This is a genomic window from Massilia sp. Masssp93 (genome assembly GCF_059491295.1).
Map to the genome: position 1 here is coordinate 555,759 of NZ_CP168502.1, position 14,512 is coordinate 570,270.

General features: G+C 65.8%; 10 protein-coding genes. 6 read left to right on the top strand and 4 right to left on the bottom strand.

Annotated features, from left to right (window positions below; all coding sequences use genetic code 11):
- The first annotated feature begins 3 nt into the window (after positions 1–3).
- On the top strand, positions 4–1,371 hold the full coding sequence (locus ACEN9Q_RS02545) for a TAXI family TRAP transporter solute-binding subunit (RefSeq protein ID WP_495627258.1): 1,368 nt from the start codon (positions 4–6) through the stop codon (positions 1,369–1,371).
- A gap of 241 nt (positions 1,372–1,612) precedes the next feature.
- On the opposite strand, the gene ACEN9Q_RS02550 is transcribed toward ACEN9Q_RS02545, so the two are convergent.
- Together ACEN9Q_RS02550 and ACEN9Q_RS02555 are read right to left on the bottom strand one after the other, a co-directional pair.
- Entirely contained in the window at positions 1,613–2,695 is a 1,083-nt protein-coding gene (locus ACEN9Q_RS02550) for an NHL repeat-containing protein (RefSeq protein ID WP_495627259.1), read from the bottom strand.
- Between the two features lie 99 nt (positions 2,696–2,794).
- Positions 2,795–3,253, bottom strand: coding sequence for a rhodanese-like domain-containing protein (locus ACEN9Q_RS02555; protein WP_056438952.1), 459 nt, complete (start codon positions 3,251–3,253; stop codon positions 2,795–2,797).
- A 328-nt stretch (positions 3,254–3,581) separates the two neighbouring features.
- Here ACEN9Q_RS02555 and glnA point away from each other — a divergent pair, with 328 nt between their 5' ends.
- The 5 genes from glnA (at position 3,582) to corA (ending at position 9,535) form a co-directional block, all read left to right on the top strand.
- Entirely contained in the window at positions 3,582–4,997 is a 1,416-nt protein-coding gene (gene glnA, locus ACEN9Q_RS02560; protein ID WP_056438955.1) for a type I glutamate--ammonia ligase, read from the top strand.
- A gap of 162 nt (positions 4,998–5,159) precedes the next feature.
- Positions 5,160–5,672: a DUF4124 domain-containing protein gene (locus ACEN9Q_RS02565; protein WP_495627260.1), complete on the top strand. Its 513-nt coding sequence runs from the start codon at positions 5,160–5,162 to the stop codon at positions 5,670–5,672.
- 16 nt (positions 5,673–5,688) lie between these two features.
- Positions 5,689–6,774, top strand: coding sequence for a nitrogen regulation protein NR(II) (gene glnL, locus ACEN9Q_RS02570; protein WP_056438962.1), 1,086 nt, complete (start codon positions 5,689–5,691; stop codon positions 6,772–6,774).
- Positions 6,775–6,836: 62 nt separating this feature from the next.
- Positions 6,837–8,354, top strand: coding sequence for a nitrogen regulation protein NR(I) (gene ntrC / locus ACEN9Q_RS02575; RefSeq protein WP_056438965.1), 1,518 nt, complete (start codon positions 6,837–6,839; stop codon positions 8,352–8,354).
- Between the two features lie 212 nt (positions 8,355–8,566).
- Positions 8,567–9,535 (top strand): magnesium/cobalt transporter CorA, encoded by a 969-nt coding sequence (gene corA / locus ACEN9Q_RS02580; RefSeq protein WP_056438967.1) that lies wholly within the window; start codon positions 8,567–8,569, stop codon positions 9,533–9,535.
- Positions 9,536–9,639: 104 nt separating this feature from the next.
- On the opposite strand, the gene ACEN9Q_RS02585 is transcribed toward corA, so the two are convergent.
- Together ACEN9Q_RS02585 and ACEN9Q_RS02590 are read right to left on the bottom strand one after the other, a co-directional pair.
- Entirely contained in the window at positions 9,640–12,327 is a 2,688-nt protein-coding gene (locus tag ACEN9Q_RS02585) for a TonB-dependent receptor (protein WP_495627261.1), read from the bottom strand.
- A 273-nt stretch (positions 12,328–12,600) separates the two neighbouring features.
- Positions 12,601–14,217: an NAD(P)/FAD-dependent oxidoreductase gene (locus ACEN9Q_RS02590; protein WP_056438973.1), complete on the bottom strand. Its 1,617-nt coding sequence runs from the start codon at positions 14,215–14,217 to the stop codon at positions 12,601–12,603.
- Positions 14,218–14,512: the final 295 nt, after the last annotated feature.

The window sequence follows — 14,512 nt, forward strand, 5'->3', positions numbered from 1 at the left end:
CGCATGAAGCGGCTCCCGCTGCGTAAATTCAGCCTCGTATCGTTGCGCGACCTGCTGCTGGCGGTGGCGCCGACGGCCGTGCTCGTGCTGGCCGCCTGCATCGTCGCGTACATCGTCGTCGACCCGGCGCCGCCGCGCCACGTCGTCCTCGCGACGGGGCAGGAGAACAGCGCGTACGAGGAATTCGGCCGCCAGTACGGCGTCATCCTGGCGCGCGACGGCATCAAGGTCGAGCAGCAGCGCTCGCCCGGTTCGGAAGACAACCTGCAGCGCCTCATCGACGGCAAGGCCGACATCGCCTTCGTGCAGAGCGGCTCGACGAGCGAGGCGCAGGCGGAGCGCCGCGGCCTCGTTTCCCTCGGCAGCCTGTTCACGGAACCCGTCTGGCTGTTCCTGCGCGAGCGCGACGCGCGCGGGCGCAAGCTCGACGTGCGCAGCATCACGCAATTGAAGGGCCTGCGCATCAACCTCGGTCCGGAAGGCACGGGCGTGCCCAAGCTGTTCCGCCAGGTGCTGGCCGTGAACGGCCTGGAGCCGGGCCAGCTGACCACGTCCTCGCTCGAGAACACGCCCGCCACGGTGGAATTGTTGGCGGGGCATATCGACGGCCTCGTGTTCAGCTCGGCCCCGGAAGCGCCGCTGATCCAGATGCTGTTGCAGACGCCGGGCATCCGCCTGTTCGATTTCCACCAGGCCGAGGCGTACTCGCGCCGGCTGCCGTTCCTGACGCACGTCGTGCTGCCGCGCGGGATCGTCGACCTCGGGCGCGACATCCCCGCGCGCAACGTCCACCTGATCGCGCCGACCGCGACCCTCGTCGCGCGCGCGGACCTGCATCCGGCGCTGGTGGACCTGTTCGTCAAGGCGGCCACGGAGATCCACGGCGGCACGGGCTGGTTCCAGCAGCAGGGGCAGTTCCCGTCGCCGCGCTATACCGAGATCCCGGTGGCGCGCGAAGCGGCCAAGTACTACCGCGACGGCCCGCCGTTCCTGCAGCGCTACCTGTCCTTCTGGCTGGCGAACCTGTTCGACCGGCTGTGGGTCGTCGTCGTGGCGCTGGCCGCGTTGATCATCCCGTTGTCGAAGATCGTGCCGCCGCTGTACGTATGGCGCATCCGCTCGCGCGTGTACCGCTGGTACGGCCAGTTGCGCGCCGTCGAGCAGGCGCTGGAGAATGCGGGGGACGCGCACCGCGACGAGGCGCGCGCGGAGCTGCTGCGCCGCCTCGACGACATCGAGCAGCGCGTCAACCACATCTCGATCCCGCTGGCGTATGCCGATGCCTTGTACGGCCTGCGCAGCCACATCAACTTCGTGCGCCAGCGCGTGAAGGTCATGCTGGCGGTGCCCGCAGCCGCGCAGGACGGCTAATAGCGGGCACGGCCGGCGTAGGCGCCACGTGCCCACGGGCGACGTAGCCGGTGTGTTGGCGTGACTGCACAGGCGGTAGGGTGGGCACAGTGTGCCCACCCTACGTTCTGCACAGCCAGTGGGGTGGGCACGGCCGGCGTAGGCACCACGTGCCCACGCCACGTTCGTATTTGCAGCCGGTAGGGTGGGCACCACGTGCCCACGCGTGACGTTGCCGCTGTGTTGGCGAGGGTTCGACGCGTTACGGCAGGACGATCTTGACGACGGCGTGGCCCGACGTCGCGTACAGCGTGCCGTCGGGGGCGACCGTGAGGCCGCGCAGCGTGGCGAAGCTGCCGAGCAGCTTGCCCGTCTTCAGCGCCGTCGCGCCGGCCGTGCCCGCCGGCGTCGTCACGACCGCATTCGTCGTGATCTTGCGGATCGTGTTGTTGACGGCGTCGGCGGCGTACAGGTCGCCGTTCTTGGCGACCGTGAGCGCGACTACCTGCTGGAAGCGGGCTGTCGTCGCGTTGCCGTCGTCCTTGCCCGTCTGCCCGGGCGTACCGGCGAACGTCGCCAGGCTCGACGCGCCGGACGTGGCGCGGCTGATCGTCTTTTTCAGGTCGGCCACGTAGGCCGTATCGTCGGCATTCACGGCGACGCCGCGCGTGACCGGGTCGGTCGTGCCGGGAAGGATCTCGACGGCACCCGTTTCCAGCTTCGTCCAGCGATTCGGATTCGCGAGCGGGACGCGGCGCGTGTCGACGCCCGTCGTCACGATCAGGTTGCCGGACCCGTCCGCGGCGATCCCGCCGGGGAAGAGCCGGGTGTCGCCCGAGAAGTCGCTGGCGGCGAACGTGATGACCGTGCTGACGGTGCCGTCCGGCGTGATCTTGCGGATCGCCACTCCGTCCGTGACGTAGAGGTCGCTGTTGCCGTCGATCGTGATGGCCGACGGCTGCGTGAACAGGGCGTTGGTGCCCGTGCCATTCTTCGTCCCGCTCGTGCCGCGCATGCCGGCGAACGGCGACACGGTGCCGTCCGGCGCGACCTTGCGGATCGCGAAATTCAGCTGGTCGGCCACGTACAGGTTGCCGTTCGCGTCGATGGCGATGCCGCGCGGCGTATTGAAGCGGGCGGCCGCGCCCTTGTTGTCGGAACTGCCGCTGACCGCGGCATCGCCGGCCAGCACGGAAATGCCCGTGCTCGGCCCGGTGTCGCCGCCGCTGCCGTCGTCCGTCTCGCGCTTGGGACCGCCGGGGCCGCATGCGCACAACAGCGCCGCGACGCCCGCGCACAGGAGACGCACGCGCAGGCGGGCGGGTACGGCGGATTCGATCTTCATGGGTTCCATCTCCAGGTCAGCGGTGAGCCGGCATGCTAGCACGCGCGCACCGTGCGGAATCTCAGCGATTGTCACGGTGCGGCCAGGAGATGACGGGGATCAGGCGCCGATCCAGGGCAGGCCGGCCTTGCACCAGCCGCCGACGGTCTTGCGATGGCCTTCGGGGTCGCGGTCGCCTTCGAAACCTTCCAGGATGTCGAACGCGTTCGGGTAGCCCAGTTCCGTGGCCGTGCGGGCCGCGTGGCGCGAACGTACGCCGGACCGGCACAGGAACAGGACGACGTCGCCCGGCGCGGCGACGTTTTGCAGTTGCGTGGCGAAATCGGGATTCGGCGCGCCGCCGGGGTACAGCGACCATTGGACGGCGCCGTGCTGGGCGTCCGGCAGCGCGGGGCGGCCGACCCAGTCGCGTTCCGCGTTCGTACGCACGTCGACCAGTTTGACCCTGGGGTCCGATTGCAGCAGCGCGAACGCTTCCAGCGGCGTGACGGCGCCCGCGTAAGGCTGGCCGGGCGCGCGGGTCCGGGCATTGGCGAGAATCTCGTCGGTCGTACTCATGTCATGTTCTCCATCTATCCTGGTTGCGGGCGCCGTCGCCGCACCGTTACAGTTCGTAGCGACGCCTCGGCTCGCACTTTTGGTGCACTGCGCATCAAATCGGTGCATACTCGACAAATTGCACTTGTTTGGTGCGTATGCATAAGTTTGCATCAAATCCGTGCACCCATACGGTGTCATTGATTTTAAGGGCCAAATTGAGTGGCCTCAAAGTATTCATTATTTATTTGTTCAGGGAAAAATGCTGGCATAATTTCTGCTTAGAAGGAAATGCGCCTGTCGCACGCCCCGTCGGCGTCGACACCCCTTTTTGACTTAGGAGATACGAATGGCAAGGACCGCCGCAGATGTAATGCAGATGCTGAAGGACAACGAAGTCAAGTTCGTTGATTTGCGCTTCGCCGATACCCGCGGCAAGGAACAGCACGTGACCGTTCCCATCTCGCATTTTGACGAAGACAAATTCGAATCCGGCCACGCATTCGACGGCTCGTCGATCGCCGGCTGGAAAGGCATCGAAGCATCGGACATGCTGCTGATCCCTGATCCGAACACCGCGAACATCGACCCGTTCTTTGAAGAGACCACCGTGTTCATGCAGTGCGACGTGATCGAACCGTCGGACGGCAAGGGCTACGACCGTGACCCGCGTTCCATCGCCAAGCGCGCCGAAGCGTACCTGAAGTCGTCGGGCATCGGCGACACCGCCTACTTCGGCCCGGAGCCGGAATTCTTCATCTTTGATTCGGTCCGCTGGAAGATCGACATGTCGGGCAGCTTCGTCAAGATCGATTCGGAAGAAGCCTCCTGGTCGACCGACAAGGAATTCGAAGGCGGCAACAGCGGCCACCGTCCTTCCGTCAAGGGCGGCTACTTCCCGGTCCCGCCGGTCGACAGCTTCCAGGACATGCGTTCGGAAATCTCGCTGATCCTCGAATCGCTGGGCATCCCGGTCGAAGTGCACCACCACGAAGTGGCGGGTGCGGGCCAGATGGAACTGGGCACCAAGTTCTCGACCCTGGTCGAGCGCGCCGACTGGACGCAAAACCTGAAGTACGTGATCTGGAACGTCGCCCACAGCTACGGCAAGACCGCCACCTTCATGCCGAAGCCGATGAACGGCGACAACGGCTCGGGCATGCACGTCCACCAGTCGATCTGGAAAGACGGCAAGAACCTGTTCGCCGGCGACGGCTATGCCGGCCTGTCGGAAACCGCGCTGTTCTACATCGGCGGCATCATCAAGCACGCCAAGGCCCTGAACGCCATCACCAACCCGGGCACGAACTCGTACAAGCGCCTGGTGCCGGGCTATGAAGCCCCGGTCAAGCTGGCTTACTCGGCCAAGAACCGTTCGGCGTCGATCCGTATCCCGCACGTGGCGAACCCGAAAGGCCGCCGCATCGAGACCCGCTTCCCGGACCCGCTGGCCAACGTCTACCTGTGCTTCGCAGCCCTGCTGATGGCAGGCCTGGACGGTATCCAGAACAAGATCCACCCGGGCGAAGCCGCGACGAAGGACCTGTACCACCTGCCGCCGGAAGAAGACAAGCTGATCCCGACGGTCTGCTCGTCGCTGGAAGAAGCGCTGGACTCCCTGAACAAGGACCGCGAGTTCCTGACCCGCGGCGGCGTGTTCAGCGATGCCATGCTCGACGCCTACATCGACCTGAAGATGCAGGAAGTCCAGCGTCTGCGCATGACCCCGCACCCGGCCGAATTCGACATGTACTACTCGTCGTAATTCGTTGGCATCACCCAGTGCCGGATTGGAAACGAACGGCACTGGAGTGTATCCACACAGTAACGAAAACGCGGGGAAAGCCAGCCGGCTGCCTCGCGTTTTTTCTTGGATGGGGTATAGTCGGAAGCTTCCCAACCATGCATCCAGACTGCTCCGATGCGAATGACAAGCAGCTTCTTCCTGCGCCTGGCGTTGCTCGCGGGACTTGCCGCGCACGACGGTGCCCGGGCCGATTCCGTCGTCTACAAATGCGTTTCCAAGGATGGCCGGGTGGAGTTCACCGACATCAATAAACCCGGCTGTAAAGTGCTCGACCTGCCCGGCTATATCTCGACGCCGGCCCCGGCGCCGCGCGCCGCGCCCGCGGTGACGATGCGGCAAGGGGCGGGGCGCCCGGCGGCGAACCCGAATCCGGCGGGATTCCCGCGCGTGGACACGGCCACGCAGCGCGCGCGCGACGACGACCGGCGCGCGATCCTCGAGGACGAATTGCGGTCCGAGGAAAAGAAACTGGCGGACCTGAAGCGCGACTTCAACAACGGCGAACCGGAACGCCAGGGCAACGAAAAGAATTACGCGAAGTACCAGGAGCGCGTGGCCCAGATGCGCGACGACATCGGCCGCAGCGAAAAGAACATCGAAGCGCTCAGGCGCGAGATCGCCAACATACGATAAGGACGACACCCCTGCGATGAACGGAACCCCGGCCCAGCCCCTCCAGCACGACCGTTTCGCAGGCCTCGACATGCTCGCCTCCGCCGTGCTGGTGGCGGACGCCGGCGGGCTCGTGCGCTACGCCAATCCGGCCGCCGAGCACCTGCTCGACATGTCCGCCAAGGCACTGTCGCGCCAGAAGCTCGTCGGCCTGTTCACCAACGGCGAGGAACTGGGCGTCCTGTGCGAGCAGGCGATCGCCCACAAATACGCCGACCTGCGCCAGGACCTCACGCTGTTCCGTCCGGCGCGCGACCCGCTGCACGTGCACAGCATCGTCAGCGCGGCCGGCGAGGCCGAGGTCGTCGTCGAGCTGCGCGAGAACGTCCAGCAACTGAAGCTCGACCGCGAGGAGCGCCTGCTCGACCAGAGCCTGGCCAACAAGGAGCTCATCCGCAACCTCGCCCACGAGATCAAGAACCCGCTGGGCGGCATCCGCGGCGCGGCCCAGCTGCTGGAGCTGGAACTGCCGGACGTGCACCTCAGTTCCCTGCGCGAGTACACGCAGGTGATCATCAAGGAGGCCGACCGCCTGCAGACGCTGGTCGACCGCCTCCTGGCGCCGCACCGCCGGCCGCACATCGTGGGCGACGTCAACATCCACGAAGTGTGCGAGCGCGTGCGCAGCCTCGTGCTGGCCGAGTTCCCGTCCGGGCTCGCCATCCGGCGCGACTACGACGCGTCGATTCCCGAGTTCCGCGGCGACAAGGAACAGCTGATCCAGGCCGTGCTGAACATCGTCCACAACGCCGCCCAGGCCCTGCGCGCCCGGATCGCGGCGGGCGACGCCGAGATCGTCCTGCGCACCCGCGTGGCGCGCCAGGTCACCCTGGCGAAGGTGCGTTACGGCCTGGCATTAGACTTGCATATCATCGACAACGGACCGGGCATCGCCCCCGATATCCGCGACCGCATCTTCTATCCGCTCGTCTCCGGGCGCGAAGGCGGCAGCGGTCTCGGGCTGACCCTGGCGCAGACCTTCGTGCAGCAGCACATGGGACTGATCGAGTGCGAAAGCCGGCCTGGATTGACGGATTTCCGCATCCTGATTCCCCTGCCATAAGCAGCGGATGAGAGGGCGGCTGCGTCGGTCCCCCTTGAACCTTCGCGGGAAAAACGAATTACATGAAACCAATCTGGATTGTCGACGACGATGCATCGATCCGCTGGGTGCTGGAAAAAGCCCTGGCGCGCGAGAACCTCGCCACCCGGAGTTTTGCCAGCGGCCGCGAAGCGCTGGCAGCGTTCGAAACGGATACGCCGCAGGTGCTGGTGTCGGACATCCGCATGCCGGGCGAATCGGGCCTGGACCTGCTGGCGGCCGTCAAGGAACGCCATCCCGGCCTGCCGGTCATCGTCATCACCGCGTTCTCCGACCTCGATTCGGCCGTCGCCTCGTTCCAGGGCGGCGCCTTCGAATACCTGGCCAAGCCGTTCGACATCGACAAGGCCGTCGCGCTGATCCGGCGCGCCCTCGAGGAAAGCCTGCGCGACGCCAGCGTCGACATCGCGCCCGGCGAAACGCCGGAGATCCTGGGCCAGGCGCCCGCGATGCAGGAAGTGTTCCGCGCCATCGGCCGCCTGTCGCAGTCGAACGTGACGGTCCTCATCACCGGCGAATCCGGTTCCGGCAAGGAGCTCGTCGCGCGCGCCCTGCACAAGCACAGCCCGCGCGCGCAGCAGCCGTTCATCGCGCTGAACACGGCGGCGATCCCGAAGGACCTGCTCGAATCCGAACTGTTCGGCCACGAGCGCGGCGCGTTCACGGGCGCGCAGGCGATGCGGCGCGGCCGCTTCGAGCAGGCCGAGAACGGCACGCTGTTCCTGGACGAGATCGGCGACATGCCGTTCGATTTGCAGACGCGTTTGCTGCGCGTACTGTCCGACGGCCATTTTTATCGCGTGGGCGGGCACCAGCCCGTGAAGGCCAACGTGCGCGTGATCGCCGCGACGCACCAGAACCTGGAACAACGCGTGCGCGACGGCCTGTTCCGCGAAGACTTGTACCACCGCCTGAACGTGATCCGCCTGCGCCTTCCGTCCTTGCGCGAGCGGCGCGAAGACATCCCCATTCTGGTGCGCCACTTTCTGGTGCAGAGTGCACGCCAATTGGGCGTCGAGACCAAGCGCATGAGCGAGGAGGCCGTGCGTTTCCTGACCGGCCTCGAACTCCCCGGCAACGTGCGCCAGCTGGAAAACCTGTGCAACTGGATCACGGTGATGGCGCCGGGCCAGACGGTCGAAGTGAAGGACCTGCCGCGCGACCTGACCCAGGCCCAGGCCGCCCCGGCGGGCGGCAACGGCTTTGCCGTCGGACTCGGCTCGGGCGTCGGCGCACAAGGCACGGTCGCGTTCGCCGCGCCGCCCGCCGCCGCGGCGCACGGCGCCGACCATGGCGCGCCGCCGAATGGCGCCGACGGCTGGATCGGCCTGCTCGAAATGCAGGCCGCGCGCATGCTGTCGGAAGGGCAGGTCGAAGTGATGGACGTGCTGGGCCGCCAGTTCGAATCGGCACTGATCCGCACGGCGCTGAAGCACACCCACGGACGCAAGAACGACGCGGCGATCCGGCTCGGGATCGGGCGCAATACGATCACGCGCAAGATTGCCGAACTCGGCATCGACGGCGCGAAGGACGAATAAGGCCCGGGGGGCCTTATTCGAAAGGCCCGGGGGCCTTATTCGAAAGGCCCGCGGGGCTTGTTCGACACTGCGCGCGTGGGCACGGGGTGCCCACCCTACGGCGGGCGGGGCGCGTAGGGTGGGCTCCCCGAGCCCACGCGGACGTTCGCGTAATGCCGGCACGCGTGACGTTGGTGTAAGCTCTGTCATCTTAGCAACAACCACCCGATGACATGCTGATCAACTGTGTCGCCTACCAGGAAGGCAAGAAGCTGTGCGACATCCCGGTCGAGGACATCAGCGATTTTCTCGTTAAACCCGACTGCTTCGTCTGGGTTGCGCTGCGCGATGCCACCGACGCCGAAATGGCGCAGATGAAGGAAGAGTTCAGCCTGCACGAACTCGCCGTCGAAGACGCCGCGCGCGGCCACCAGCGCCCCAAGATCGAAGAATACGGCGACTGCCTGTTCACCGTCGTGCACACGGTCGACCTCGTCGAAGGCGACCGTCTCGCCTCCGGCGAACTGGCGATCTTCGCCGGCAAGAACTACGTGCTGTCGGTGCGGCGCGATTCGGCCAAGGGCTTCCTGGGCGTACGCGCGCGCGCGGAGCGCGAACCGCACCTGCTCAAGATGGGATCGGCGTTCGTGATGTACGCGCTGATGGACGCCGTCGTCGACCGCTACTTCCCCATCGTCGACATGCTCGAGTCGGAACTGGAGACCGTCGAGGACCGCATCTTCACGCACGGCGCCCAGCGCGAGAACGTCGAGCGCCTGTACCAGTTGAAGAGAAAGGGCCTCGTCCTGCGCCATGCCGTGATGCCGCTGATGGAAGCGATCGGCCGGCTGCACGGCGGCCGCGTGCCGACGCTCGTCACCGGCACGCAGGATTATTTCCGCGACGTGCACGACCACCTGATCCGCATCGGCGGCCGCCTGGACTCGATCCGCGACACGACCAGCACCGCGATCCAGGTGAACCTGTCGATGGTCTCGATCGACGAGAGCGAAGTGAACAAGCGCCTGGCCGCGTGGGCCGCGATCTTTGCCGTGTTCACGGCGTTCGCCGGCGTGTGGGGCATGAATTTCAAGTACATGCCCGAGCTGGAGTGGAAGTGGGCCTATCCGACGGCGCTCGCCATCATGATTGCCGTGGGCGTCTACATGTATCGCAAGTTCAAGAAGGCTGGCTGGTTGTGATGCCGGGCGGGCCCGGTGAGCCCGCCCTGCGTTGAATCACCGGCACAATAAAAAACGCCCGGTGCGCGAGCACCGGGCGTTTGCATTGCTACGTGGCGGCCAGCTTAGAACGTGTAGGTCGCACGCGCGTAGAAGGTACGGCCCAGCGGATCCGTGTAACGCGGATCGTAGCCGGCCTGGAACGTGGCGTCCTGGTACGACAGCGGCGGATCCTTGTCGAACAGGTTACGCACGCCGACCGTCAGGCCGAGGCCCTTCGGCTGCGTCCAGGCGACGAACGTGTCGAACGTGGTGTAGGAAGCGACGTGGTTGGTCGGGTCCTGGTCGACGTAACCGCTCTTGTAGTGCGCGGTCAGGCCGGCCGAGTAGGCGTTCTTGTTCCACACCAGGTTGTTGGTCGACTGCCAGCGGAACACCGGGTTGTTGCCCGAGTACACGCCAACGTTCTTGTGCCACTCGCCGCCTTCCGAGTTCTGGTAGTCGTACTTGTGGACGTAGGTGGTGTTCGACGCGAACGTGAAGTTGCCGTAGGCGGCGCTGCGCAAGCGGTAGTTGGCCGACAGGTCGAGACCGTTGGTGATGATGCCGCCCAGGTTCTGGTTACGCAGGTCGACATAGCCGCAGGTTGCCGGGTTCGGGCATTGCGAGCCGTCCACCGACAGTTCGCCGTTCGGGTTGCGGTGGTACACGGAGGCGTACTTGACCGGATCCGCGAACACGTCGTCCTGGCTCAGCGTGCTGATCTGGTGATCCAGCTTCAGGGCCCACAGGTCGAAACCGACGCTCAGGCCCTTCAGCGGCTCGATCACGAGGCCGAGGGTGGCGTTCTTCGACTTCTCAGGCTGCAGCGTGTTGCTGCCGCCGCCCAGCACCTGGAACTGCTGGCTGCAGTTCGCGGCGCGCGAGTGACCCGGCAGCGGGGTGCCGCCCGGGCAGTTGATCGGGTCGTCGTAGGTGCCGGCGGTGTTGGTGTAGGTCTGTGCCGAGTGGATCTCGTACAGCGACGGCGCGCGGAAGCCGGTCGAGTACGAACCGCGCAGCATCACGGACTGTGCCGGCTGCCAGCGGAACGACACTTTCGGGTTCGTCGAGTTGCCGAAGTCGCTGTACTTGTCGAAGCGGACCGAGCCCGTCACGTCCAGGGTCTTGTTGATCGGGACGTTCAGTTCGCCGTAGCCGGCAAACACGTGGCGCGTGCCGGAATTGAACGTGTTCGGGTCGATACCGGTCGATGCGACGACCTTCTCGGCGAACTCCGTATTGGCGGCGCTCGTGAACTTGTCGTACGTACCCTGGACACCCAGTGCCAGTGCGGCGGCGCGACCGGCGTTCAGCCAGTCGCCCACTTCGCGGCTGGCGTGGAAGTCGGCGCCGGTGGACTGGCCGCGGGCGGACTGGATGGTGCCCGACAGTGCAGCCGAGTTCAGCAGCGCGGTGCCTGCGGCGGACTGGTCGCCGAACGGGTTGATGACGCCATTCAGGACGCCGTCGGTGATGATGTTGCCGTTGCTGTAGCCGAACAGCTGCTCCTGCACGCGGTTTTCGTTCCAGGTGACGGCGCTCTCGTAGTCCCAGCCGCCGATGTTACCTTGCAGCGAAACGACCAGGCGCTGCTGGCGGTTCGTGTTCTTGTCCTGGCGCACGCCGTTCGGCATGTCGCGCCATTTCACGTGGGCGAAGCCCGGCTGCACGCCGTCCGGCATGTACGGTTCCGTGTAGGCCGCATCCAGGCCGGCCGGGAAGTACGGGTTGGCCGTGCCGTCCGGACGCAGGCGGTTCATGTACAGGCCGCCGTACGGGACCGGGGCGATGGTGGTGGCCACGATGCTCTGGCTCGTCAGGTACTCGACGCCCAGTTCGTGCTCGCCCAGCTTCATGGTGCCGCGGATCAGGCCGGAGTCGCGCACGTTGCGCGGGACGTAGTCGACGAACGACGAGGTCGTCATCAGGCAGCCGGTGCCGCCGTCCGGGATCAGGTGTACGCCGGTCGTGCAGCCCGGGCCCGCCGGGTTGACGCTGTCGCCGCCCTGGTAGTAGTTGGCCGGGAAGGTCGACGACGACAGGCCGCCGGGATAGCGGGTGTTGTACGAGCGGTCGGTGCCGGTCAGCGGATACTGTTCCTGGTGGTCGATCACGGCCGAGATGTTCCAGCCCTTGGTGTCCAGGTCGCCGAAGCCGAAGGCCACGTTGGCGTTGATCGAACGGCCGCCGCCATGCGACGGGACGTCTTCGCCGAAGGTGGCGACGCCACCCTGGAAATTCTTCTTGGTGATGAAGTTGATCACACCGCCGACGGCGTCGGAGCCGTACAGCGACGATGCGCCGTCGCGCAGCACTTCGACGCGCTCGAGCGCGGCGAACGGGATCATGTTCAGGTCGGGGGCCGAGCTGTCGTAGGCATTGTTCGCCAGGCGACGGCCGTTCAGCAGCACCAGGGTCTTGTTCTGGCCGATGCCGCGCAGGTCGGCGAACGAGGCGCCGCCGGTGCTGGAACCCACCGATTGGCTGGTGCCTTGCTGGGCTTGCGAGACGCTCAGGTTGGCCATCACCTGTTCGATGGTGGTGATGCCTTCCTTTTTCAGGTCGTCGGCACGAATCACCGTGACGGGCACGGAGGTTTCAGCGTCGATCCGTTTGATTGCCGAGCCGGTGATTTCGACGCGGGCGATCGGGGCCTGCTGGGCGTCCTGGGTTTGTGCCAGGGCATTTCCAGCGAAACCAAAGCCGGCCGCGAGGGTGGTGCCGGAGAATACGAGGCGCAGGGTGCGCGCCATGGTTTTTTCAGTGAGCATCTTGGTCCTGTTGTTTTAGGTAAGCAAGTTTGAAATAGCGGTTCACCAATATTTCAAGACTGGTAAAGATACACCACAGAAACTAAAACCCGGGTAATTTTGTTGTGTAATTACGTCAAAAACAGACAGATTTACATCAGCAGTTGTAAGAATTTGAAACAATATTCCTGTGCGAAATCTATTGATGCCTCACATGCACCGTTTGTGCGCACGCCGGCGGGGTGTGGCGGGGCCGGCCGGCCCCGGAACCGGCCCCGGAACCGATGAGGAGGATCAGCCGACCATCGCCAGCGCGACGGCTTCGGCGACGCGGATGCCGTCGATGGCGGCCGACATGATGCCGCCCGCGTAGCCCGCGCCTTCGCCCGCCGGGTACAGGCCGCGCGTATTCAGGCTCTGCAGGTTGTCGTCGTGGCGTTTGATGCGGATCGGCGACGACGTGCGCGTCTCGACGCCCGTCAGCACGGCGTCTTCCTTGTAATACCCCTTGATCTGCTTGTCGAAGGCGACGAAGGCTTCGCGCATCGCGACGATGGCGTAGTCGGGCAGGGAAGGGGCGAGGTCGGTCAGGTGCACGGCCGGCTTGAACGACGGGACGACGCTGCCGAATTCGGTCGACGCCCTGCCTTTCACGAAGTCGCCCATCAACTGGCCCGGCGCATCGTAGTTGCCGCCGCCCAGCACGAAGGCGCGCGATTCCAGTTCGCGCTGGAAGGCGACGCCGGCCAGCGGGTGGCCCGGGTAGTCGGCCGGCGTGATGCCGACGACGATGGCGCTGTTGGCATTGCGTTCCGCGCGCGAATACTGGCTCATGCCGTTCGTCACGACGCGGCCTTCCTCGGACGAGGCGGCCACGACGGTGCCGCCCGGGCACATGCAGAAGCTGTACACGCTGCGCCCGTTGGAAGCGTGGTGCACGATCTTGTAGTCGGCCGCGCCGAGGATCTCGTTGCCGGCGTTCGGACCGAAGCGGCACACGTCGATCAGCGACTGCGGGTGTTCCACGCGGAAGCCGATCGAGAACGGCTTGGCCTCGACGTAGACGCCGCGTTCGTACAGCATCTCGAACGTGTCGCGCGCGCTGTGGCCGACGGCCATCACGAGGTGGCGGGTCGGGATCGTCTCGCCCGTATGCAGCCTGACGCCGACGACCTGGCGGGCATTCCCGTCGCCCTCGATCAGCACGTCTTCCACGCGCGTCTGGAAGCGGATCTCGCCGCCCAGCGCGAGGATCTCCGCGCGCATCTGCTCGACCATCTTGACGAGGCGGAAGGTGCCGATGTGCGGCTTGCTGACGTACAGGATTTCTTCCGGCGCGCCCGACTTCACGAATTCGTTCAGCACCTTGCGGCCGTAGTGCCTGGGGTCCTTGACCTGGCTGTACAGCTTGCCGTCCGAGAACGTGCCCGCGCCGCCTTCGCCGAACTGCACGTTCGATTCCGTGTTCAGCTTGCGCTTGCGCCAGAAGCCGAAGGTGTCGACGGTGCGCTCGCGCACGATCTTGCCGCGCTCCAGCACGAGCGGCTTGAAGCCCATCTGCGCCAGGATCAGCGCCACGAACAGCCCGCACGGCCCCATGCCCACGACGACGGGACGCGGCACGCCCGGGGCCGGCAGCGCCTTCGTCACGAATTTGTAGCTCGTATCGGGTGCCGGAACGACGTGCGGATCGTGTGCCAGCCGGGCCAGCACGGCCGCTTCGTCGCGCACGTCGACGTCGAGCGCGTAGGTCAGGACGATGGCGCTCTTCTTGCGCGCGTCGTAGCTGCGCTTGTAGACCGTGAAATCGATCAGGTCGTCGCCTTCGATGCCAAGCCGGCCGACGATGGCGTCGCGCAGGGCGTGGTCGGGGTGGTTCAGGGGGAGTTTGAGTTCGTTAATTCGCAGCATGATGAGTGGTGGCCGGCGCGCGGCGGCGCCGGACGGGCGCCGTGCCGGCGGCGGCAGATCGGTACAGGCGCCAGTATAAGGCATCGGCCGCGCGGGCCGGCAGGAAAGGCCGGGGCGGCGGTAGTGCACGGACCTGCCGTTTACGTCAATTGTGTTGTAAGCAAGCAACCGACATTGGTTTCCCCCATGCATGGTGACGACCCGGACATCATGGGCCACGTCCATACTTTCATGCGATATGCATACGTCGACGAAAATTCTTGCTGCGGTGCGTCGAACATCGTCCCGGATTGAA